The sequence below is a fragment of the Pedobacter sp. GW821-FHT01D05 genome, from assembly GCF_059422505.1.
Window position 1 is genome coordinate 330,714 of sequence record NZ_JBWKXA010000006.1, and the last position, 23,982, is coordinate 354,695.

A 23,982-nucleotide genomic window follows, 5' to 3' on the forward strand; every position below is an offset into this window, starting at 1 on the left:
TTTGTGAATTTCGGAAAATAAGTTAAAACACTTATATTCAGTCAACTTAAAACAATCTCATCTTGAAACGTAGAAACTTTATTTATTTAACTGGTGTAGGAGCAGCTGCAGCTATGCTTCCTGCCATTCCGGTTTTTGGGAAGGAGATTTCCCCCGAGCAGGCTTTAACATATATCGACCCTGCAGCTAAAAAAATCATGTCGGATGTGGCCTTAAATGCGGCACGATCAAAAGGCGCAACTTATACTGATGTGCGTATAGGCAGGTACCTTAACCAATACGTTGTTACACGCGAGGATAAAGTAGAGAATATTGTAAATACCGAATCGTATGGAATTGGTATCAGGGTAATTTCGAATGGCAGTTGGGGATTTGCGGCAACCGACAAAATGGATAAAGACAGCATTGCCAAAGCAGCCGAACTGGCAGTAACTATTGCCAAAGAAAATGCCCGTTTGTTAAGAGAGCCTGTAAAGCTGGCCCCACAAAAAGGGTATGGTGAGGTAAGCTGGAAAGCGCCGATTGAGAAAAATACTTTTGAGGTACCCGTAAAAGAAAAGGTAGATTTATTGCTGGCGGTGAACGATGCGGCTATGAAAGGAGGTGCAGATTACATTAATTCCATCTTATTTGCAGTAAATGAACAAAAATATTTTGCTTCAACTGATGGTTCATATATTGATCAGGATATCCACCGTATCTGGCCTACTTTTTTTATCACTAAAATAGATAAGGCAACCGGTAAGTTCGAAACCAGAAATGCACTGAGTGCACCTACTGGTAAGGGATACGAATACCTGGATGCAAGGCCACAGGATAAAATACAAACCGCTTCGGGCACCCTTTATAAAGGCAGGTACGATATGCTTGAAGATGCTACACAGGGAGCGAGGCAGTTGGGTGAAAAAATGAAGGCTAAATCAGTAGAGCCAGGTAAGTATGATCTGGTATTGGATCCCTCACATTTATGGTTAACCATTCACGAATCGTGCGGTCACCCAACTGAGCTTGACCGTGTGTTGGGCTATGAGGCCAATTATGCAGGAACGAGTTTCCTGACACTTGACAAATGGGAATCCAAAAAATTTAATTATGGCAGTAAGGAAGTTAATATTACTGCCGATAAAACCGAAGTCGGATCGTTAGGAGCTGTTGGTTATGATGATGAAGGGGTAAAATGCGGAAAATGGGATGTGATTAAAGACGGTATATTGGTAAATTACCAGGCCATTAGGGATCAGGCGCATATATTGGGTTTAAATGCTTCGCAGGGTTGTTGTTATGCCGATAACTGGAGCAGTGTGCAGTTTCAGCGTATGGCCAACATTTCACTGCAGCCGGGCAAAACCAAGCTGAGTATCGCAGATCAGATCAAAAATGTGGAAAAAGGAATTTACATTGTAGGCGATGGCTCTTTCTCTATCGACCAGCAGCGTTATAATTTCCAGTTCGGCGGGCAGCTATATTATGAAATTAAAGATGGCAAAATCGCAGGTATGCTTAAAGATGTAGCCTACCAGGCCAATACTCAGGAATTCTGGAATTCGTGCGTGGCCATTTGTGATCAGAGCGATTACCGCTTAGGAGGCTCATTCTTTGATGGTAAAGGCCAGCCCGGGCAGGTAAGTGCTGTTTCACACGGATCAGCAACTGCACGTTTCAATAAAGTTAATGTGATCAACACCGCTAGAAAAATCTGATAGAAATTATGCCAATCTTAACAAAAGCAGAAGCAAAAGCACTTTTAACTAAAGTACTTTCTTACTCTAAAGCAGAACAATGTGAAGTAAACCTAAATTGCTCAGATAGCGGTAATATAAGGTACGCCCGAAATTCGGTATCAACCAGTGGGGGTATAAGCGCTAACAGCCTGGTAGTCAGTTCTGCCTTCGGGAAAAAACTGGGTACAGCCACTATAAATGAATTTGATGATGCCTCATTGGAAAAAGTGGTGCGCAGGGCAGAAGAACTTGCTCAGCTGGCACCCGAAAATCCCGAATTTATGCCTTTTCTCGGTCCTCAGGAATATGGTGCCGATTCGCCTACCTTTTCTCCGGCTACAGCAGCCGTTACCCCGAAAGACAGAGCTGATGCAGTACAGGCCAGTTTAAAAGAGGCTATAGACAGCAAGCTGAATGCCGCTGGGTTTTTATCCAACAGTATAGGCTGTTCGGCAATGATGAACAGTAAAGGTTTGTTTGCCTACAATACCTCAACCGATGTAGCTTTTAATATTACCGTAAGAACTGATGATGGTAAAGGCTCTGGTTACGCCACAAGAGGATACAATGATTTTAGCAAGCTCAATGCAAAGACCGACACAGCCATAGCTGCCAAAAAAGCAATGTCGTCGGTAACGGCAAAAGCGATAGAGCCAGGAAAATATACCGTTATTCTAGAACCTACTGCGGTAGCGGTGATGCTGGAAAACCTATTCTTCTCGATGGATGCCAGACAGGCCGATGAAGGGCGGAGCTTTATGAGTAAAACCGGCGGTAAAACAAAATTGGGAGAGCAGCTGGTGGATGAACGGGTAAATATTTATTCAGACCCATGGAATCCTGAACTGCCAACCGCAACATGGTCTGGGGATGGGCGGCCACAGGAGAAAGTAAACTGGATAGAAAAAGGAGTAGTTAAAAATTTATACAGCTCAAGGTACTGGGCGCAAAAAACCGGAATTAAAGCGATCCCTTTCCCGGGTGGCGCCATTATGAAGGGTGGAACGAAAACCCTTGAAGAGCTGATTAAAGGAACAGAAAAAGGAATATTGGTTACGCGCTTATGGTACATCCGCACGGTAGATCCACAAACCTTGTTACTAACCGGGCTAACCAGGGATGGTACTTTTTATATCGAAAATGGAGAAATCAAGTTTCCTGTCAAAAATTTCCGTTTCAATGAAAGTCCGATTATTATGTTGAACAACCTGGACGAAATCGGAATAGCGGAAAGGACAGTAAGTGCTGAATCGGAAGCCAACTATCTTTTACCTCCATTAAGAATAAGAGATTTTACTTTTACCTCTTTATCTGATGCGGTATAAAGAATTATATCATATCGTCATTGCGAGAAGGCTTTTTCAGCCGACGAAGCAATCTTATAACGATCGCTACTAGCATTAGTATTAAGATTGCTTCGTCGTTTCTCCTCGCAATGACGACCCTTTTTATTTAAATCTGTCATTGGTAGCTTGTCGAAGGATCTGTTTAATTACAGATTTAAGCGTTTCGACAGGCTCAACGTGACAGATTGAATATAAACTTATGATACAGCATTTTATTAAGTTAATCTAAAAACGATCGTTACAGGCCGTTTGCCCTTGCCGTAATCTCGGCAATATCCAATACCTTAACTTCCTGTTCTTTATCTTTTAGTTTAATACCGTCGCTTAGCATGGTCATACAGAATGGGCAACCTGCTGCAATAACCTGTGGGTTGGTTTCTAAAGCCTCATCAATGCGTTCTACATTGATATCTTTATTTCCCTTTTCTGGTTCTTTAAACATCTGTGCGCCACCGGCGCCACAGCATAAGCCATTACTTTTGCAGCGTTTCATTTCTACCAACTGCGCATCAAGCACTTCCAAGGCTTTTCTAGGGGCTTCGTAAATTCCATTTCCCCGGCCCAGATAACATGGGTCGTGATAAGTGATTTTTTTGCCTTTGAAACTTTCGCCACCCTCAGCTTTTAGTTTTCCTTCGTTAATTAAATCCTGTATCAATTGTGTGTGGTGGATCACTTCATAAGTGCCGCCTAAACCCGGATATTCATTTTTAATGGTATTGAAGCAATGTGGACAGCCTGTTACAATTTTTTTGATATTGTAAGCATTTAATACCTCAATATTGGTCATGGCCTGCATCTGGAAAAGAAATTCGTTACCAGCTCTTTTAGCCGGATCTCCGGTGCAGCTTTCTTCTGTTCCTAAAACGGCGTATTTTATGCCTACATGCTGTAAGATTTTGCAAATGTCGCGGGTAATTTTCTGCGCTCTTTCATCGTAACTTCCGGCACAGCCAACCCAAAATAATATTTCTGGTTCTTCACCTGCGGCCATCAACTCGGCCATTGTAGGGACTTTAAATTCCATTTGTCTAGTATCTATTATCAAGTATCAAGACCTGATGTAATTATTATATTAATTTAATGCCAACTGAAAATTGTTAATTGCTAACTTTCTTGTGCCCAATTAAAACGATCGGCCGGAGAGTATTTCCATGGTGCCTGGTTATTCTCAATATTTCCCAGCATCGCGTTAATGCTGCCGGGTGCCTGCGACTCTTCCATCACGGCAAAACGGCGAAGCTCCATAATAATCTGTAATGGATCGATGTTTACCGGACAGGCTTCTACACAGGCGTTACAACTTGTGCAAGCCCAAATTTCTTCTCTGCTGATGTAGTCATCCAATAAAGATTTTCCATCCTGGTGTTCTGCACCATGTTTATCTATATTTTGGCCAACTTCGGTAATGCGGTCGCGGGTATCCATCATAATTTTCCGCGGCGATAAAAGTTTACCGGTAATATTTGCCGGGCATACCGAAGTACACCTTCCGCATTCGGTACAGGTATAAGCATTCATGAGGTTTACCCAGCTTAAGTCGGTAACGTCTTTGGCGCCAAATTTACCAGGTTCGGTTTCTGCCGGAACAAAAGAAGGATCGAGCATGGCTTTCACCTCATTGGTAACAGAGGCCATGTTGGTAAATTCGCCTTTAGGTTCCAAATTAGAAAAGTAGGTGTTTGGAAAGGCGAAAAGAATATGAAAATGTTTCGAATAAGGCAGGTAATTTAAAAAAGCCAGAATGCCAATAATGTGGAACCACCAGCAGCTACGCTCTACAATAACCAGGGCACTTTCGGATGAAGGCAGGATATTGATCAAGTATTGGCTTACCGGAAATGCGCCGGCATTAACATAATGGCTAGCGCCCAAAAGCTGTAATTTTGCATCGGCTGCATTCATTAACAAGAAAGCGCTCATTAACAAAATCTCAGTAATAAGGATGTAGTTGGCATCAGATTTTGGCCAGCTTTTCATCTCTACGCCGCTGAAGCGTTTAAGTTTTAGGATATTTCTGCGGATGAGAAAAATAGCGCATGAAACCCAAACGGTAAAGGCCAGGATTTCGAAAGATCCGATCAGAAAGTTATATAAACCACCCAAACCATTAAAAATCCGGTGTGTGCCGAATAAACCATCGATGATAATCTCCAATACTTCAATGTTGATGATTACGAAACCGATGTAAACAAAAAAGTGCAGAAAGGCGGGGATAGGGCGTACAACCATTTTAGATTGACCAAAAGCCACGCGAAGCATGGTCATTAATCTTTTTTGCGGCTGATCTTTTCGATCTGCCGGTTTTCCTAAACGGATATTGCGAATTATTTTACGCAGGTTAACTGTAAACAGCGCAATTGCTGCAAGTGTAAGTACTAGAAAAATGATCTGTGCTACCATGCAAAATTAGATTGTTACGCTAAATTAGGATATTAATCTAAATAAAATACTATGCATGCATAAAAAAAATAATAAAATTGTTTGTTTGTACTCATTCTAAGCAAGTATTAAGGCATGTTTTAAGAAAAGTGAAAAATTAATTAATTGATAATCAGCGCAACAATGAAATAATTGAAAAAAAGTTTTGCTTTTGAAAAAAGAACGCTACATTTGCAATCCCAAACGGATGGTGCCATAGCTCAGTCGGTAGAGCAAAGGACTGAAAATCCTTGTGTCCCTGGTTCGAATCCAGGTGGCACCACTTCCAAAAGCCTTTCAGAAATGAGAGGCTTTTTTGGTTTTATGCCATTTCAAAAAGGAATTCCTAAACCGAAATAAAAATATTTTTCCGCCCATCTTCCTGCTTATCAAAAAGATGGCCTTAGTAAGGTTGCATCTGAAGAAAAAAACTGAATAAAATCTAAAATCCTTTTTTGGATTTGAAAAAAAGAATGCTACATTTGCAATCCCCAAAGGGGGTGCCATAGCTCAGTCGGTAGAGCAAAGGACTGAAAATCCTTGTGTCCCTGGTTCGAATCCAGGTGGCACCACTTCCACAAAAGCCTTACAGAAATGTAAGGCTTTTTTGGTTTTTGAGTACGCTTATTTAGGTCTCCACATGATATTCACTCCGTTTTTCAGCTAGTTCTTTGACCTTATCAAGCGCTTTTGGCCAGGTTTTTTCGAAATAATCTTTCCATTCATTGTTAATATCCATATCAATGAGGAGTTCTGTCTTACCATCTTTTTCATTGAGCGTATAATTCTCGAGTGTCTCGCCCCAATCTCCGCTGAAATCCTCCTTGCCGTCTTTTATTTCGCCGAGGTGTTTGATAGACATGTACCGGTTAGGGATATTATCCTGAATCACAGCTACCATTCCATCCCCGTTATTACCCAGAAACAGGGCCTTGCTTCCCTTTTTCCAATCGGTTTCTACACGCGATCCTTCTGCAAACACCGCTGTCCACTTGGGGTAGGTTTCTACGCCAAAAAGCGCATCCCAAACTTTTTCTGCTGTTGCGTTAATTGTGGTTTTAAATTCGATCTTTTCCATGGTTCTTGGTTTTTAAATCAACTTATTTAGTATAACAAATTTGCAGCGAATTTGATTGACTTAAGCGGTGCAAAGGCGACAATTTGTGGGGGCATAAGGACTAACAGTGCAGCACCAGTTTGTTATATCTTGTTAAAATTTACTAAATATCTCAGTAAAAAGTAATATAATCGGTAGATTTACGTAATTCAATGATACATATGCACAGAAGCACAATATTTTGAATTAAATTTAGTTTGTTGGTAGATAAAGTTTCTTCTGAACAACTTAAGCGTTGCCCCGTACGTATATAGAAGATAATGTTACAATAATTCCATGATAAATAAGAGATTCCTTTACCTGTTTGCACTAGGTTTTTTAAGCTTTGGGGCCATTACCGGCTGCAAAAAGAGCAGTCCTGAGCCTGAGCCCGTAACTCCACCGGTTGTTACTACGCCTACCGGAACGCGGGATGAATTGACTAAAGATTCTATCTTTTTATATGGTAAAGAACTTTATTATTGGAATACTTCACTACCAACTTATGAAGTGTTTAATCCGCGTAGATTTAGTTCGAATGAAGCTGAGCTATATGCCATGACACAGTATTCTTTAGATCCGGCAACAGGAAAACCGTATGAGTATGTAAGCACTTCCGGGGAGCCGAAGTATTCATTTTTCGACTATACAGCAGCTACAACTGGTAAAACAGGAGCGCTGAAGGCCGATGTAAATGGCTCGGCCAATGATTACGGGTTTTCCGTTCAGTATAACAACGACACAGACCTTAGGGTAAAATATGTTTACCCAAACTCACCTGCAGCGCAGCAGGGCTTAACACGTGGCTGTAGGTTAACCAGCGTAAATGGACGAACAGATCTTAGTTGGCCAAATGCAGTTAATTTTTTAAACAGTGCCATTTTCGGTACAAATGCAACGGTTACTCTGGCCTTCAATGATATTAATGGCAACCCAAAAACAGCAGTTGTATCTAGCAGCCAATATACGGTTAATCCGATATTATTTACCAATGTGTATACAGTTGGTACAAAAAAAGTAGGTTACATTGTATTCAATAGTTTTACCAATAATGCCTCTGCAGCCATAAATACAGTTTTTTCTAATTTTGCTACCCAGGGAGTAAGTGAATTGATTATTGATTTACGCTATAATGGCGGTGGTTATGTTTCAACAGCTACCCAGATTATTAATTTAGCAGCACCGGCAGGAGAAAACGGCAATACGATGTTTACTTCTTATTACAATAACTACCTACAGTCGATCACTACTGCACAGCGCAAGGCCTCGGTTTTGGCACACCAACCGTTGTTAGACGATGATGGTAAATTACAGACTTTTACCACGGGTGTAAACGGAAAGTATGCTACTTATGCCGATTTAAATTATTCGCCTACAGCAGCCGATAATATAGAGAAGTTTGCAAAATCAGGCTCATTATCTTTAAGCAGAGTTTATTTTATCGTAACTGGATCAACAGCCTCAGCAAGTGAGCTAACCATTAACAGTTTAAAACCGGTAATGGATGTAAAATTAATTGGTAGAACAACTTATGGTAAACCTGTTGGTTTCTTCCCGATCAGAATAGACAAGGTGGATATGTATATTCCAGAATTTGAAACCAAAAATAAAGTTGGCGTTGGTGGTTACTATTCTGGGCTAACGGTTGACAAAGAATCATCTGAGGATTTAACGAAGGCATGGGGCGATGAAACAGAGACTTTATTGGCCTACGCATTACTATATGCTAAGAATGGGAATTTTGTAACTCCGGCTGGAAAAACAGCTAGCTTAAGCACAACGACAACAGTAATGCCATCAAAACTATCAGTAGCAGAATTGAGGGCTTTAGATGAAAAGTTAGACCCAAAAGGATTTAAGGGGATGGTGATGACGCCCGATAAGAGATTTTAATAAAAGCTTTTTAACTAAAAAGAGAGTGTATCATAAATATAGATTTGTCATCCTGAGCTTGTCGAAGGACCTGTTGAAATACGCTTTAAGGTGTTTCGACAGGCTCAACATGACAGCATCTGGGCTAAAATCGCCTTTATGATATACCCTCATTTTTATTTGTTGCCGTACTATAACAGTATTTTACTGCTGATATCTTTATTGATGGTAATGTAACCAGGATATTTAACAGGTGTATTGCCCAGCATAAAGGTTGGCTTTATTTTAATGGTTAATAAACCTAGTTTTTCATCTTTTGAAGCTGATCCTTTCTGAGCAGCTTTGATAATATCATTAAAAACATTACCATTAGATACTAATCCGTAAATGTTGCTTATCAGTTGTACCGGAACAGTAACCGTTTGTCCTTGTGCAATGCTTACATTTTGATTAACAATTCCTTCTGCCAGATCGGTATTATTAACCAATATTTTATATTCGAATTGGTTAATGGCCGCTAAATTGCTCGATGGGTTGGTTATTTCTAAATTCAGATTGGCTTTTAAAGGGATGTCTTTTCTCAATAAACCCAATGCAACCCCAGGTAAGCTGGTTAAGCTAAAGCTTTGCTGGTCCATTAACTTTTTAACATCTGTACCTGCAATCGATACCTGTTGCACACCTGTAATTTTATAGGTGCAGTCTTCCAGGGCTTTTATCTGCTGGGCTTGCCTGTTTATTCCGCAACCGAAAAGGCCAACAGTTAAAAGGCATACTAATAATCTTTGTTTCATTTTATGTGTGTTAGGTGATAGCATAAATATCCAAAAATTTGGATATTTATGTACTGCAAACATAACGCCAAAATAATGAATCTATTTTAGATAGGTTAATTGCTTAGTCGGTTAATTGTGTAAACCGGTTAACTAAAGGTCAAATCAGAATAATTTAATAACCTGTCAATTTAAACAATTAACCTAAACCATTAACTTTACAAAAAACAAAAGACATGGCCATTACCATCCGCAGGATAACTGCACAGGATAATACTGCAACAGCTGAAATGATCAGGACTGTTTTAAGAGAATTTAAAATAGACAAGCCGGGTACTGTTTATACGGATCCTACAACTGATGAGTTATCTATACTTTTCGAACACCCTCAATCAGCTTACTGGCTGGCCGAAGAGGATGGGGTTATTGTTGGTGGCTGTGGTATTTACCCGACCGAAGGCTTGCCAGAAGGTTGTGTTGAGCTGGTTAAATTGTATACCTCGGCATCTTCTCGCGGAAAAGGTATTGGCAAAATGCTCATGGAGAAAAGTATAGAATCTGCGCAGCACTTTGGCTATAATGAGATTTATCTAGAATCCTTTCCCGATCTTAAAAGGGCAATTGAGATGTACGAAAAGGCAGGATTTAAAAAACTCGCAGCTCCATTGGGTAATTCAGGCCATTTTGCCTGTAATGTTTGGATGCTGCTGGTCTTATAACTTCGTTAATCGTTGAAACTGATTAACCGGTTAACGGTTGAAATTGAGAAATTCCAGCTCAATTAACCAGTTAACCGATTTAAATAATTTATCTTGATCAAGCCTTAATTTTTGCCGACTCTGTTTTCCTCATCGCTTGTTCCGGTTTGTCTGCTGCGGGCAGTTTTGATTTTCATGTTCCCAAATTTATAAGTGAAACTTAAGTTTATCCTACGGCTTTCCCATTCGTTCTGCCAATAAGTTTTAATGTTATTGTACTCCAGATTGGCCCTGAATTTACTGGTATTAAAGATATCGTTCACTTTTAAGGCCAGTGTTGCATTTTTGTTCCAGAATGACTTTTTAGCGCCAACATTGAGCTGATAATTTCCTAAACTGCGGAATAAGCCAGAAATTGAAGGAGAATCGTAATAACCATACATCGTTAAGCTGTAGTTTTTGGGCAAAGTGAGGGTATTGTCCGACATAATAGACCAGTTCCACGAGAAGGCATTATAGCCGTTTCCCTGTACTGCCGATGTAGTGCGGTTATAACCAACAGAAACTTCGGTACTGTTGTTCCACCATTTGGTTACATCAAAAGGACTTCCGGTGGCCATATAAAAATTTGTTGTACGGTTCAGGTTTTCTGGCCTGGAGATACTTTCTTTTGTATTATTGTTCTGATAGATCACTTCCCACATCGCGCCGTTACTTACCGAATAACTCAATGTTAATACCCTGAAATTTTTAATCGAGTAATTAAATTCAAAACTATTGGCATAAGATGGCTGTAATAATGGGTTTCCCTGTATGGCAGTATAGGGATCGGTATAAAAGGTAAAGGGATTTAAACTGCTGTATGATGGCCTGTTGATGCTTTTTCGGTAGGCAGCTGTTACGAGGTTGTTCGAATCCAGTTTTAAGGAGATAAATACTGTTGGGAAAAGTTTCCAGTATTTCCTGTCGATCAGCGTATTGGTTCCCGATGAACTGCCATTGCCCAAAGTCTGCTCTGCACGTAAACCTGCTTTAATCTGTATGTTTTTGAAACTCTGATCTAAAGAAAGATAACCTGCATTGATGTTTTCATTGTATAAAAAGGCATTGGTCCGGCGCGGATCGTTAATCCAGCCAGCGGTTTTTAGTGAATCGAAACGTACATCGCTCTGCGATTCTACCCAGCTGCTTTTCCAGCCAGTTTCCATTTTTAATGTTTTAGAGAAATTTAAGCTATAATCGGCCTTGATGGAATAGATCGAAACACTGCCCATACCTTTGTTTCGTAAATCGATTGGATTGCCGATCAGCTGATCACTGGCATCGAGGTAGTTATTGGTAAATGTTTCGTTCTTGCTGTTGTCGTATTGAACATAATCGGCATCAAAACCCAGTTCACCACCCAATGTATCTGTTTTGAAACGGTAGTTTAAGTTAATTGCATGGTTTTTTTCGGTATTACTTTGCGGATTAAACATCGATGTTCCACCCATTTTTATGCCGGCTGCATTATAATTTACCGAATTGCTGTTTACCTTGGTTTCTGCTGGCGAAGTAAAGCCTTTTACCATTACCCCTAAGGTATGTTTCTCATTAATAAAATAATCAGCACCGGTAGAGTAATTTAAGCTGTTGGTTACCGGGTGCCAGAAATTAAGCTGGTTATATTGTTCGTTGCCAATGGTTCTGTTTAAAGTTAACCTATTGTATGAGTTATAATGTCCGGCGTTTAAGCGTACATAAGTACTCACTTTGCCGATATTGTAATTCAGGTTGGTGCCAGCATAAACTTTTTCATAACGGCCATAACCACCACCCAGATTCATGTTCCCATTAAAGCCCTGCATTTTATTTCTTTTGAGTTTAATGTTGACGATCCCTGCTGTGCCAGCAGCATCGAAAGAGGATGGAGGGTTAGAAATCAGTTCGATTTTGCTTAATACAGATCCGGGCAGCGATTTGAGGTAAGTGGTTAATTCCACGCCCGACATATAGCTCATTTTGCCATCAATCATCACGTTGATTCCTTTCTTACCTTTCAGCACGATGTTATCGTCTTTATCTAGTTTTACACCTGGCGACCGGCTGATTACTTCCAGCGCATTATCACCTGCGGTATTCATCTGTTCTACGTTTACGATCACCCGGTCGGCTTTTTGATCAATTACAGGCATTTTCGATACGATGTTTACATCTTTCAGGTTTTGAGCGTGGTCTGCCAGTATAATTGATGGAACTTTAACAGCCATATCTTTTACCTCAAATGGTACAGATTGGTTTTTACCGTAACCCATCATTAAGGCTTTAATAAAATACCGGCCAGATTTAACATTGCTGAATTCGTATAAGCCCTGTTGGTTGGTGACCTGTAAGGCAACCGAAGCCGAATCGGGTAAGTGGATTAATGCTACTGAAGCATAATCGAGTGCTTTATTACTTTTGTCGGTAATGGTTCCCGATACCCTAATGTTTTGGGTATAGGCAGATTTAAAGCTAAAAATTAGCAAAGCGAAAAGCGCAGATTTAAATAAGAGGTTCATCATCTTGTTTGTGTTATTATTGACGATTCAAAGATGAAGAGGTTGCATGAGCCTAAAAATTATATAATCCCAACCCCTTGAAATATTATCCCAATGCTTGTTCGGACAATAAAAGGTGTTGATCCTTAAAATGTACAGGTTGGGATAATTTTTTGAAGGTTTGGAATAAGAAAATAGGCAGTTAAAAAAGCTTTGTATAGTTTTAGGCCATGAAAACAATAAAAATCGTTTCTATCCATATTCTTTGCTGGGTACTCGTATTAGGCTATTTTTATGGAGGGGCAATTATAGAAGGAGTTACTTTAAGGCAATCGGCTTTCAGTATATCGATGAATTTTATCCAATTGATAGAGTTCTACATCTGTTACCTATGGGTTTATCCGAAATTCTTAAAGAAGAATAAAACGCTTCAGCTAATCAGTGGCATTATATTTACTATTGCCATATTTATAGGTCTAAGGTATCTGATAGAAGAAGTATTGTATTTAAAATTGTTTGGTTTTCATAATTATGCAGAAGGTACAACCGCATTGCATTACATTTCTGATAATATTTACTGGAGCCTTGCCTATATTGTATTGCCAGCTGCGGTTTATGGTATCGAGCAGAGCTTCAAGTCAGAGCAGGTCAACAGAAAACTTAAAGAAGAAGTAGTTAAGGCCGAGCTTTCATTTTTGAAATCGCAGATTAATCCACACTTTCTGTACAATACTTTAAATTATGTTTACTCACTGGCTATTCCCGTTTCCGATCAACTGGCCAACGCTGTTTTGCGTTTATCAGATTTAATGCGCTATACCCTAAACGATAGTCCTGATGGAAAAGTGAGTTTAGATAAGGAGGTAGAATATTTAGAAAGTTATGTAGCATTATTTAAAATGCGCTTTGAGCCAAAATTTTATGTCGATTTTATAACCGAAGGTATTAGCGATCAAAAAATAGCTTCGCTGATATTGATCCCATTTGTAGAAAATGCTTTTAAACATGGCGTAGTAAATGATGAAACACAGCCTGTACGCATTAAACTTAAGGTGCAGAACAAACGTTTAAGTTTCGAGGTAAGCAATAAGATCAGTCATGCACAGAAAGATCATTCGAGTGGTGTAGGTATGGTGAATATCCACCGAAGGTTGGATCTGATTTATCCAGAAAAACATGAATTGTTGATTTCGAATAATGGCAATACGTATAAAAGTACTTTGATCTTAAATCTGTAAAGGATAATTTGTATCATTGAAAACTATTCTAATGTTAATTCACGCTAATCGCCAACCCCTAACTGCTAAACCTCAACCATGATCCGTTGCCTTGCTGTTGATGATGAATCTTACGCCTCAGATATTATTGCTGCTTTTATCAGTAAAACTCCATTTTTAGAATTGGTTGGAACCACTACCAATGCTTTTGAAGCACTTAACCTGGTTCAGGAAGGTAAAGTTGATCTTGTTTTTCTAGATATACAGATGCCAGAGCTAACCGGGATTCAGTTTTTGAAAATCTGTGGGGGCAAATGCAAGGTTGTACTCACCACGGCCTATCCAGAATATGCTTTAGAAGGCTTTGATCTTGATGTGGTAGACTATTTGCTTAAACCGATCTCATACGAGCGTTTTTACAAAGCAGCTACGAAAGCACAACAGATTTTAATGCCTGTAGCGCCCGTTCAGCAAGAAATTGTTGTGCAGCAGGTAACGCAGGGGAACGATTTTATTTTCATCAAGGGTGATACCAAGAACAAGTTTATTAAGGTTAATTATGAAGATATTCTCTACATAGAAGGGTTGAAAAACTACGTTTCTGTTTATACCGCCACCCAAAGAATTGTGACTTACCAGGCACTGCGTGAGCTCGAAACCGAACTGCCCCAGCCACCTTTTTACCGCATCCATAAATCGTACATTATCTCTATCGAAAAAATTAAGATGATTGACGGGAATACCGTTTACATCAACGATCAGGCTATTCCCATCGGCGAAACCTATAAGGAAGAGTTTTTTAAAGTGGTGAGGGAGGGGAAGAAAGGTGGTTAATCGTATAAATCGGTTAACTGGTTAATTGTGGATTAGTCGATACCTACAATTAACCAATTTAAACAGTTAACCGATTAACCTTACAGTGTTCATAAATTCTCCCCATTATTTCTTGCCTTTTTTTTAAGTTTGTTGCATAAAGATTTAAATCAAACATCACCATGCAAGAAACGAATTCGCTAAACCAGGTTGCAGAATTTCATACTACCTTTAAACATCCAATTTTAGAAAGTCCGGTTATTCCTTCAAAACAGAGAGCCAATTTGCGTATTTCGCTTTTAGCCGAAGAGTTGAAAGAACTGCAGGAAGCAGTAGAAAATGATGATCTGGTAGAAGTTGCTGATGCCCTTTGCGACCTGCAGTATGTTTTAGCCGGTGCTATCCATGAGTTTGGCTTAGGTGGAAAATTTAAGACTTTATTTGATGAAGTTCACCGATCTAATATGAGCAAAGCCTGTAAAACGGTAGAAGAAGCAGAACAAACCATTCAGTTTTACTTTGATAAAGACCAGACTGAATCTTATTACAAAGAAATCGACGGACTGTTTCTGGTATTCAGAAAATCTGACGACAAGACTTTAAAATCAATCAACTATTCGCCTGCTGATTTAAAATCACATTTGGTTTAACTCATAAATAAGCTCGAATTGAAAAGGCTAAAACAAATCGTAAACGAGCTGAAATTAACTCAGGTAGCGGCTGATGCAGCTTTAATGCGTGAGTTTATTTTCTACTCACCCAAAATGCCTTTGCGCCTGCATCAGGAACAGCTGATTGCTACCTCGAAACAGTTTAGCCTCGAGGTTTTTGATGCCTATTTTACCAATGCCGAGATAACCATTAACTGCTTTAGCTGGGGAAATGGAAAACGTAAAGTGTTGCTTACGCATGGCTGGGCTTCGAAGGCTTTAGATTTTTATGAGCTGATTATTGAACTCCAGAAAATAGACGATCTGGAAATTATTGCTTTTGATGCACCTGGCAACGGAAGCTCAATCTCTGAATTTTCCAACCTGATGTTATATGCCGGTTCGGTAAAATCTATTGCACTAAACTATGCGCAGCCTGATGTCCTTATTGGGCATTCGCTTGGCGGCATGGCTAATGTAATTGCTTTGCAGGAGCTCAGTTTAACTCCCAATCTGCTTATTAGCATCGCACCACTAATCAGACTGAAAGAAAACTTCGAACAAAGTCTCGATTCGGTAAATATCGGCATAAAGGATCAGGATACCTTCTTCAGTAACTTTGCCAAAGAATTCCCCGTTCCTGTAAGTCACTTTAACCTGACAGCACTGTATCAGCTAAGTCCGGATTTAAATCATTTTCTGGCATTCGACCCAGCCGATCATATTTCGCCATATCCATTCCTTAAAGAATTTCTGGATAAATATTCTGCAATCAGTTCAAGATCTTTTGAAGGTGTGGGGCATTATAAAATCCTCAGATCGGTTGACGTGATTGAAGATATTGTGAAGAAAATTTCCTTATAAAAATAGTCATTTCGACTGGAACGCAGTGAGGTGGAGAGATCTGTCTTGATAGATCTCTCGACTACGTTGCTCTCCGCTCGAGATGACGACTTTTTTCGCGCTAATCCGCATCTCCGTGGCTTTACAAGATTAACTCCTTCAAAAGCGTTGTCAACTTTCTAGCTCATTTGCCATTAAAGTTGACAACGCTGGTAACATTTGACTACACTAGAAAGGGCTGCTATCTGTTTTCCAGACTATAACTTCCGACCTCCGTCATCGGTCTCCCGACTAATCCATCTACCAATTTATTTCACATCCATAACAGTGCATAACAGTTAAAATTACCTTATATTCTATTTTAGAGCAACCAAATATATTAATAGCGCATGCAAGCAATTTTAGGTGTAATTTTTCATTTCTTCGGTGGTTTCGCCTCCGGAAGTTTTTATATTCCGTACAAAAAAGTTAAAGGCTGGGCCTGGGAAAGTTACTGGATTGTTGGGGGAATCTTCTCCTGGTTAATCGTTCCGCCACTTGCTGCTTTTTTAACCATCCCGAATTTTACGGCAATTATTACCAGTACCAACGGTAGTATTTTATGGTTAACCTATTTTTTTGGCGTGCTCTGGGGCATCGGAGGTTTAACCTATGGTTTAGGCGTTCGTTATCTGGGTGTATCGTTAGGGAGTAGCATCATTTTAGGACTTTGTATGGTTTTGGGTTCAATCCTGCCGTCCATCTATTTCGATTTTTTCCCTCAGGTGGGTAAAGATACTTTTACCATGTTTCTACATACCGATTGGGGCCGTATGGTATTGTTGGGGCTTTTAGTCTGCGTTGTGGGTATTATCATCTGCGGTAAAGCAGGTATGATGAAAGAAAAGGAAATGAAATCTGGTATTACCGATCCGCATGGCATGGAGGTAAAAACAGAATATAAATTCGGTCTTGGCTTATTTGTGGGGATTGTTTCAGGGGTTTTAAGTGCCTGTTTCAATTTTGGTATCGAAGCCGGAAAACCAATGGCCGATGCTGCCAATGCGATCTGGAAAGCAGCAAATCCTGCTGAAACAGGTAATTTCTTGTTCCAGAACAACGTTACTTATGTAATTGTACTGTGGGGTGGTTTAACTACGAATTTTATCTGGTGTATGGTATTAAATGCAAGGAATAAAACATTTGGCGATTATACCAATGCAAAAACGCCACTGTTAAAAAACTATATTTTTTCTGCCCTGGCAGGTACCACCTGGTTCTTACAATTCTTTTTCTACGGCATGGGCGAAAGCAAAATGGGCAACGGTGCCAGTTCGTGGATTCTGCACATGGCCTTTATCATTCTCATCGCCAATGTATGGGGGCTGGTATTAAAAGAGTGGAAAGGTGTATCAAGAAAAACTTTGATTACTGTTTTGGCGGGTATTTTAACCATCATCATTTCGGTACTCATTGTGGGTTATGGTAATTCAATTAAAGGTTAATAAATAAAAATTTAAATAGAATATAAGAATGTCAATCGATACGAAAAGTTATAAGCACGTAAGCTATCTGTGGGATGAAGAGGAAGCCGCAAAACTGGCTGGTGATGAAGTTGCCCTTTTAATTTATCGCTCTAATTTATTGGGTGCAGATTTACGCTTAACCAATTATGGAGGTGGAAATACCTCGTGTAAAGTATTGGAAAAGGATCCACTTACCGGTTTAGAAACCGAGGTAATGTGGGTAAAAGGATCGGGCGGCGATTTAGGTACTTTAAAGAAAAGCGGTTTGGCTGCGTTGTACGTAGATCGTTTACGTAGCTTGAAAAATATTTACCGTGGTGTAGAACACGAAGATGAAATGGTTGAACTGTTTAACCACTGCATTTTCGATTTAAGCTCTAAAGCACCATCAATCGATACCCCTTTGCATGGTTTTCTACCGTTTGCACATATCGATCACTTGCATCCGGATGCGGCCATTGCAATCGCAGCAGCTAAAGACGGTAAAAAAATTACCGAAGAATTATTTGGTGGAACGATAGGCTGGGTAGAATGGAAAAAACCAGGTTTCGAACTGGGCCTGCAGTTAAAACAATGTTTAGATGAAAACCCAGGTATCCGTGGTATTATGTTGGGTTCACATGGTTTGTTTACCTGGGGTAATACGGCTTACGAAAGTTACCTGAATACCTTAGAAGTTATCGAAATCTGTTCTGATTACCTCAACCAGAACTATGGTAAAAAAGGTCCTGTTTTTGGAGGACAAAAGATTGAAAGTGCAGCAGCAGATCTGCGTAAACAACAAGCGGCTGCTTTAGCACCTGTTTTGCGCGGCTTGTGTTCTTCTAAACAGCACATGATCGGTCATTTTACCGATGATAGCCGCGTTTTAGAATTCATCAATTCTAACGATCTTGATCGTCTTGCTCCAATGGGTACAAGCTGTCCTGATCACTTTTTAAGAACCAAAATCAGTCCGCTGGTTTTAACTTTAGCAAGCGATGCCGATTTGTCGGATGTTAAAGCGCTAAAGGAAACATTGGAGCCTGCTTTCGAAGCATATAGGGCCATGTACACGGCTTATTACGAAGCCTGTAAACATCCAAACAGTCCTGCCATTCGCGATACCAATCCGGTTGTTATTTTATATCCAGGTATCGGAATGTTTACCTTCTCTAAAGATAAACAAACAGCAAGGGTTGCTGCAGAATTCTATATTAATGCCATTAACGTAATGAAAGGCGCTGAGGCTGTTTCAGAATATACTTCATTGCCACACCAGGAAGCTTTTAATATCGAATATTGGTTGTTGGAAGAAGCGAAGTTACAGCGTATGCCTAAGCCAAAACCTTTAACTGGCAAGATTGCTTTGATTACCGGTAGTGCAGGTGGTATAGGTAAAGCGATTGCTAAAAAGTTTGTTGCAGAAGGTGGTGTGGTGATTTTAAATGATATGAATGCCGAGCGTTTGGAAGAAGCAGGTAAAGAATTTGCGAGCCTGTATGGTAAAGATTCTTACAGTACCGCAATTTTAAATGTTACCAGCGAAGCAGATATTAAACAAGCTTTCGATTCGGCTGCTCTGGCTTTTGGCGGAGTAGATATTATTGTAAACAATGCAGGATTATCGATTTCTAAAACCATTGCCGATCATACCGAGAAGGATTGGGACTTATTATATGATGTTTTGGTAAAAGGTCAGTTTTTTATCACTCAGGCTGCAACAAATACGATGCAAAAGCAAAATATTGGTGGCGATATCATTAATATTGTAAGTAAGAATGCCTTAGTAAGCGGACCAAATAATGCTGGTTATGGCAGTGCAAAAGCTGCCCAGTTACATTTGAGCAGGTTAAACGCTGCCGAACTGGGTGCCGATAATATCCGTGTAAATGTGGTTAATCCTGATGCTGTAATCAGCGATAGCAATATCTGGGCTGGCGGTTGGGCCGAAGGCCGTGCAAAAGCTTACGGCATTACCGTTGCAGAGCTACCGGCCTATTATGCAAAACGTACGCTGTTAAATCAGATTATATTACCAGATGATATTGCCAATGCTTGTTTTGCCTTTGTGGGTGGCTTGCTGCATAAATCAACCGGAAATGTTTTAAATGTTGACGGTGGAGTAGCCATGGCATTTGTAAGATAACTTAATCCTCGGCCTGTGTCTTCACAGAACGAAACGAATAATTTGATCAGTGGTCTGTGGTTACACAGACCGCTGCGATAGATTTTAAATTCAGTTTTAGTAAGTTGTTTAATCGGTCTGTGCCTGGCATAGACCGAAATGACTTTTAAATTTAGTAAATAATATCATCATCTTCGTTTTAACGATGATGAGTAAGAATGGCGATTGTATCGCCATAATGATTAACCTAACAAAAACCAAATATTCTCATGAATATCGAGCAGAACCAGATAGAAAAACATAACGACTCCCTTTTAACCTCGCATCAGCGCAAACTTTCTTTTTTAAAACAAGAATGGGCGCACGTTGATGTAGAAAGCGTAATCCAGAAACTTGTTGATTTTCAGATTGCCATTCCAAGCTGGGCTTTAGGTACAGGTGGAACACGTTTTGGCCGTTTTGCCATTACTGGCGGTGAACCACGTACCATTGAAGAAAAAATTGAAGATGTTGGTCTGCTACATGCCCTTAACGGCGCAAGTGGAGCAATTTCGCTTCACATCCCTTGGGATATCCCTCAAAATGCAGAAGCGTTAAAAACTTTGGCATCTGGCTATGGTTTAAAATTCGATGCCATGAACTCGAATACCTTTCAAGATCAGAAAGGTTCTGCACATAGCTATAAATTTGGTTCGTTACAGAATGTAAATAAAGACATCCGCAAACAAGCGATTGAGCATAATATAGAAGTAATTAAGCATGGTATCTCGCTAGGATCTGATGCATTAACCGTTTGGCTTGCCGATGGTTCTTGCTTCCCTGGGCAGCTTAATTTCCGTAAAGCCTTTGAAAATACTTTAGAAAGCCTTCAGGAGATCTATTCAGCACTGCCAGAAGATTGGAAAATGTTTGTGGAGTACAAAGCCTTCGAACCTAACTTTTATTCAACTACGGTTGGAGACTGGGGACAGTCGTTATTATATGCCAGCAAATTGGGTAAAAAAGCCTATACTTTGGTCGATTTAGGTCATCATTTGCCTAATGCAAACATCGAGCAGATTGTTGCTTTATTATTAATGGAAGGAAAATTGGGTGGTTTCCACTTTAACGATTCTAAATATGGAGATGATGATTTAACTGCCGGAAGCATTAAACCTTACCAATTGTTCTTGATTTTTAACGAACTGGTAGAAGGTATGGATGCAAAGGGCATGAACCATGCAAAAGATTTAGGCTGGATGATCGATGCTTCTCATAATGTAAAAGATCCTCTTGAAGATTTATTGCAATCAGTGGAAGCCATTATGATTGCCTACGCACAAGCCTTATTGGTTGATAGAAAAGCATTAAACGAAGCGCAGAACAACAACGATGTAGCAAAAGCACAGGAAATTTTGCAACATACTTTCCGTAGCGATTTAAGGGCTTTGGTAGCCGAAGCCAGATTAAGAGCTGGGGCAGCCTTATCGCCAATCGCTTTATACCGCGGTTTAGAAGTTAGAAATAAGTTAGTTAATCACCGCGGAAATACTGTTGCCACAGGTTTGTAAATAGAGAAATAGAAAATGCCTAAACCTGTTATTGCCATATTTGATGTTGGAAAAACGAACAAAAAACTGTTTCTGATCGACGAAAACTACAGTATTGTTTACGAACGGTCTGCACGTTTTGTGGAAACAGTTGATGAAGATGGCGAACCATGCGAAAATCTCGAAAGCCTGCGTTCCTCAGTTTACGATTCCCTGCATCAGGTTTTGCAGTTAAAAGAGTTCGATGTTAAGGCCATAAACTTTTCTACTTATGGTGCCAGTTTTGTTTATCTCGATGAAAACGGCGATCCCCTGACACCGCTTTATAACTATTTAAAAGAATACCCGGAGGAGCTTAAAAAAGCTTTTTATGCAAAATACGGAGGTGAGGAGAAGATTTCGTTAGAAACGGCCTCACCGATTTTGGGTAGCTTAAATTCAGGGATGCAATTGTATCGCCTGAAAAACGAAAAACCCGAAATATTTAAAAAAGTGAAGTGGGCTTTACACCTGCCTCAATATTTAAGTTATTTAATTACGGGTAAGGCCGTGGCCGATATTACCAGTATAGGCTGCCACACCCAGCTTTGGGATTTCAATAAAAATGAATACCATAATTGGGTTACTACTGAAAAAATCGACGAGAAATTTGGTGCATTTACCCCGGCAGATTCCAGCCTGAAAACTGACTTCGAAGGGAGCAGCGTAAAGGTTGGTGTAGGTTTGCACGATAGTTCTGCCGCGCTGATTCCCTATCTGGCCAATTTTAATACACCATTTGTACTCATTTCAACAGGAACCTGGTGTATCAGTTTAAACCCTTTTAACCAGGAACCGCTAACTGCCGAAGAACTTAAACAGGATTGCCTGTGTTACATGCACTTTAAAGGCAAAGCGGTAAAGGCTTCGCGTATTTTTGCAGGTTATGAGCACGAGGTACAGCTTAAGCGGATAGCAGAACATTTCGATCGTGCGGCCTATCTTTTTAAACATTTGAAGTTTAACCCTTCAATGATTTTGAAACTGGCCAATAAAATCCCTGAAAACCAACAGGAGCAACAGGGCTTTTCGGCAAGTTCCGCTTTCCCGGAGCGTGATCTGAACCTCTTTCAAACGGCAGAAGAAGCCTATCATCAATTGATTTTTGATCTGATCAAACAACAGATTTATTCGTTAAAGCTGATTTTAAATGCAGGTGTGAAAAGGATTTTTGTAGATGGTGGTTTCGGTAAAAATGCGATTTACATGCACCTGCTGGCTACTTCTATTCCAGATATTGAGGTTTATGCCTCTTCAGTTTCGCAGGCTACAGCAATCGGTACAGCGTTAGCTATAAATGATGCATGGAACGAAAACCCTGCACCAACGGATATGATTCAGTTAAAATACTATTCTGCTATACAACGTACACTAGATTTTTAGGAATTTCCTTATATTAGAATTTCCTATATCAATATAACCATTTTGAAACCAGAAGATTTAATCCCCTACATTAACGTCGATGAGTATTCGTCGACACCAAAATACAAGCAGTTAACCAATGCAATTTTGGCCGCAATTGAAAGTGGTAAACTTCTGAAAAATAGTTTATTGCCGTCTATTAATGAATTGAGTTTCAGTCTGGAAATGTCGAGGGATACCGCCGAAAAAGGCTATCGTAACCTCCGGAAACTTGGGGTGGTAGATTCTGTGCCAGGAAAGGGCTATTTCATTATCAATACCGATTTCTCGCGTAAACTAAAGGTTTGTCTGCTTTTTAATAAACTCAGTACACATAAAAAAATCATTTACGATTCGTTTACCAAAACTTTGGGTGAGCGTGCTGCGATTGATTTTTATATCTATAACAACGATTTCGCGCTGTTTAAAAAAATGATCGTCACCAAACGTGATGATTATTCACATTTTGTAATTATTCCGCATTTTTTAGAAGGAGGCGAAAATGCACATGAAATTATCAACACCATACCCAAAGAAAAATTGGTTATCCTTGATAAATTATTGCCAGGAGTAACAGGCGATTATGCTGCGGCCTATGAAAACTTTGCGCAGGATATCTACGCAGCTTTAGAACAGGCTTTAGACCGGCTTTCTCATTACCGAACCTTAAAAATTATCTTCCCAAAAAACAGTTATTTCCCGCACGAAATTCTAACAGGCTTTTACCGGTTCTGCCAGCAGTATGCTTTCGATCATAAAGTAATCCACAACATCAAAGACGAAGAAATTAATCCAGGTGAGGTGTACATTAACCTCATGGAAGATGACCTGGTAACACTCATTGAACGTTTAATTGCCCAAAAGCTTAAAATCGGGAAAGATGTTGGTGTAATTTCTTATAACGAAACGCCTTTAAAAAGAATTATTTTGGATGGGATTACCACCATTTCAACTGATTTTAGTGAATTGGGCGCCCAAGCTGCTGAATTTATTCTCAACGGAAAAACTGAGAAGATAGCCGTGCCTTTTTATTTGAACCTGCGTAAATCGCTTTAGTACGCTGTTAGTTCGTCATCTCGACTGAAGCCTACTTTCGGGAGGGAGTTGTTTAGACAGATTTTGCCGTGCAGAGCATTCGGATTCTCGATTGCGTTGAATCTCGCTAACATATACAGATTTAAATAAAAAGGGTCGTCATTGCGAGGCACGAAGCAATCTTAATGCGCACGCTAGTAGCGATCGTTGTAAGATTGCTTCGTCGGCTGAAAAAGCCTTCTCGCAATGACGACTCCTCGCAGCCTAATTAATTCTAAAAATCCCACTGTCATTTATATTGTTTTTTATGGAATAAATTTTTCCTCGAAATGACGATTCTCTTGATTAATTGTGCATAAAAATCTAAAAAGGAGTTTTAGCTAAAACTTATTAATGA

Annotated in this window: 18 protein-coding genes and 2 tRNA genes; 15 read left to right on the forward strand and 5 right to left on the reverse strand. The window is 39.8% G+C overall.

Annotated elements, in window-relative coordinates; genetic code table 11:
* Positions 1-62 precede the first annotated feature (62 nt).
* Together AC07VK_RS21120 and AC07VK_RS21125 are read left to right on the forward strand one after the other, a co-directional pair.
* On the forward strand, positions 63-1,700 hold the full coding sequence (locus tag AC07VK_RS21120; protein ID WP_492962751.1) for a TldD/PmbA family protein: 1,638 nt from the start codon (positions 63-65) through the stop codon (positions 1,698-1,700).
* A gap of 8 nt (positions 1,701-1,708) precedes the next feature.
* Entirely contained in the window at positions 1,709-3,046 is a 1,338-nt protein-coding gene (locus AC07VK_RS21125; protein ID WP_492962749.1) for a TldD/PmbA family protein, read from the forward strand.
* A gap of 259 nt (positions 3,047-3,305) precedes the next feature.
* Here AC07VK_RS21125 and AC07VK_RS21130 read toward each other — a convergent pair whose 3' ends face one another.
* Positions 3,306-4,094 (reverse strand): (Fe-S)-binding protein, encoded by a 789-nt coding sequence (locus tag AC07VK_RS21130; protein WP_492954509.1) that lies wholly within the window; start codon positions 4,092-4,094, stop codon positions 3,306-3,308.
* Between the two features lie 80 nt (positions 4,095-4,174).
* Positions 4,175-5,470: a 4Fe-4S dicluster domain-containing protein gene (locus AC07VK_RS21135; RefSeq protein WP_492962747.1), complete on the reverse strand. Its 1,296-nt coding sequence runs from the start codon at positions 5,468-5,470 to the stop codon at positions 4,175-4,177.
* Between the two features lie 228 nt (positions 5,471-5,698).
* Between AC07VK_RS21135 and AC07VK_RS21140 the strand changes: the two genes are divergently transcribed.
* Positions 5,699-5,771, forward strand: a tRNA-Phe gene (locus AC07VK_RS21140).
* 216 nt (positions 5,772-5,987) lie between these two features.
* Positions 5,988-6,060: transfer RNA gene (locus tag AC07VK_RS21145), tRNA-Phe, on the forward strand.
* Between the two features lie 56 nt (positions 6,061-6,116).
* Here the strand turns inward: AC07VK_RS21145 and AC07VK_RS21150 are convergent.
* The gene (locus AC07VK_RS21150; protein ID WP_492954511.1) at positions 6,117-6,566 is read right to left on the reverse strand and encodes an SRPBCC family protein; all 450 of its coding nucleotides are present in this window, start codon (positions 6,564-6,566) and stop codon (positions 6,117-6,119) included.
* A gap of 315 nt (positions 6,567-6,881) precedes the next feature.
* Here AC07VK_RS21150 and AC07VK_RS21155 point away from each other — a divergent pair, with 315 nt between their 5' ends.
* Positions 6,882-8,477 carry a S41 family peptidase gene (locus tag AC07VK_RS21155; RefSeq protein ID WP_492962745.1) on the forward strand — a complete coding sequence of 532 codons (1,596 nt, stop codon included), beginning with the start codon at positions 6,882-6,884 and terminating at the stop codon, positions 8,475-8,477.
* A 170-nt stretch (positions 8,478-8,647) separates the two neighbouring features.
* Here AC07VK_RS21155 and AC07VK_RS21160 read toward each other — a convergent pair whose 3' ends face one another.
* A complete protein-coding gene (locus tag AC07VK_RS21160) occupies positions 8,648-9,250 on the reverse strand; it encodes a hypothetical protein (RefSeq protein WP_492954513.1) in 603 nt (200 codons plus the stop codon).
* 215 nt (positions 9,251-9,465) lie between these two features.
* Between AC07VK_RS21160 and AC07VK_RS21165 the strand changes: the two genes are divergently transcribed.
* The gene (locus tag AC07VK_RS21165; protein WP_492962743.1) at positions 9,466-9,948 is read left to right on the forward strand and encodes a GNAT family N-acetyltransferase; all 483 of its coding nucleotides are present in this window, start codon (positions 9,466-9,468) and stop codon (positions 9,946-9,948) included.
* Positions 9,949-10,052: 104 nt separating this feature from the next.
* Here AC07VK_RS21165 and AC07VK_RS21170 read toward each other — a convergent pair whose 3' ends face one another.
* Positions 10,053-12,470: an outer membrane beta-barrel family protein gene (locus tag AC07VK_RS21170; RefSeq protein WP_492962741.1), complete on the reverse strand. Its 2,418-nt coding sequence runs from the start codon at positions 12,468-12,470 to the stop codon at positions 10,053-10,055.
* Positions 12,471-12,676: 206 nt separating this feature from the next.
* Here AC07VK_RS21170 and AC07VK_RS21175 point away from each other — a divergent pair, with 206 nt between their 5' ends.
* The 9 genes from AC07VK_RS21175 (at position 12,677) to AC07VK_RS21215 (ending at position 23,606) form a co-directional block, all read left to right on the forward strand.
* Positions 12,677-13,684 (forward strand): sensor histidine kinase, encoded by a 1,008-nt coding sequence (locus tag AC07VK_RS21175; RefSeq protein ID WP_492962739.1) that lies wholly within the window; start codon positions 12,677-12,679, stop codon positions 13,682-13,684.
* Between the two features lie 78 nt (positions 13,685-13,762).
* A complete protein-coding gene (locus AC07VK_RS21180) occupies positions 13,763-14,497 on the forward strand; it encodes a LytR/AlgR family response regulator transcription factor (RefSeq protein ID WP_492962737.1) in 735 nt (244 codons plus the stop codon).
* Positions 14,498-14,658: 161 nt separating this feature from the next.
* Positions 14,659-15,126: a pyrophosphohydrolase domain-containing protein gene (locus AC07VK_RS21185; RefSeq protein WP_492962735.1), complete on the forward strand. Its 468-nt coding sequence runs from the start codon at positions 14,659-14,661 to the stop codon at positions 15,124-15,126.
* A gap of 18 nt (positions 15,127-15,144) precedes the next feature.
* Positions 15,145-15,990, forward strand: a complete 846-nt coding sequence (locus tag AC07VK_RS21190; protein ID WP_492962733.1) for an alpha/beta fold hydrolase — start codon at positions 15,145-15,147, stop codon at positions 15,988-15,990.
* Between the two features lie 368 nt (positions 15,991-16,358).
* Positions 16,359-17,453, forward strand: coding sequence for an L-rhamnose/proton symporter RhaT (gene rhaT, locus AC07VK_RS21195; RefSeq protein WP_492962731.1), 1,095 nt, complete (start codon positions 16,359-16,361; stop codon positions 17,451-17,453).
* 28 nt (positions 17,454-17,481) lie between these two features.
* Entirely contained in the window at positions 17,482-19,602 is a 2,121-nt protein-coding gene (locus AC07VK_RS21200; protein WP_492962729.1) for a bifunctional aldolase/short-chain dehydrogenase, read from the forward strand.
* A gap of 248 nt (positions 19,603-19,850) precedes the next feature.
* Complete coding sequence (locus tag AC07VK_RS21205; protein WP_492962727.1) at positions 19,851-21,131, forward strand: sugar isomerase; 1,281 nt, start codon at positions 19,851-19,853, stop codon at positions 21,129-21,131.
* 15 nt (positions 21,132-21,146) lie between these two features.
* Positions 21,147-22,532, forward strand: coding sequence for an FGGY-family carbohydrate kinase (locus tag AC07VK_RS21210; RefSeq protein WP_492954523.1), 1,386 nt, complete (start codon positions 21,147-21,149; stop codon positions 22,530-22,532).
* 42 nt (positions 22,533-22,574) lie between these two features.
* Positions 22,575-23,606, forward strand: coding sequence for a GntR family transcriptional regulator (locus AC07VK_RS21215; protein WP_057932524.1), 1,032 nt, complete (start codon positions 22,575-22,577; stop codon positions 23,604-23,606).
* Positions 23,607-23,982: the final 376 nt, after the last annotated feature.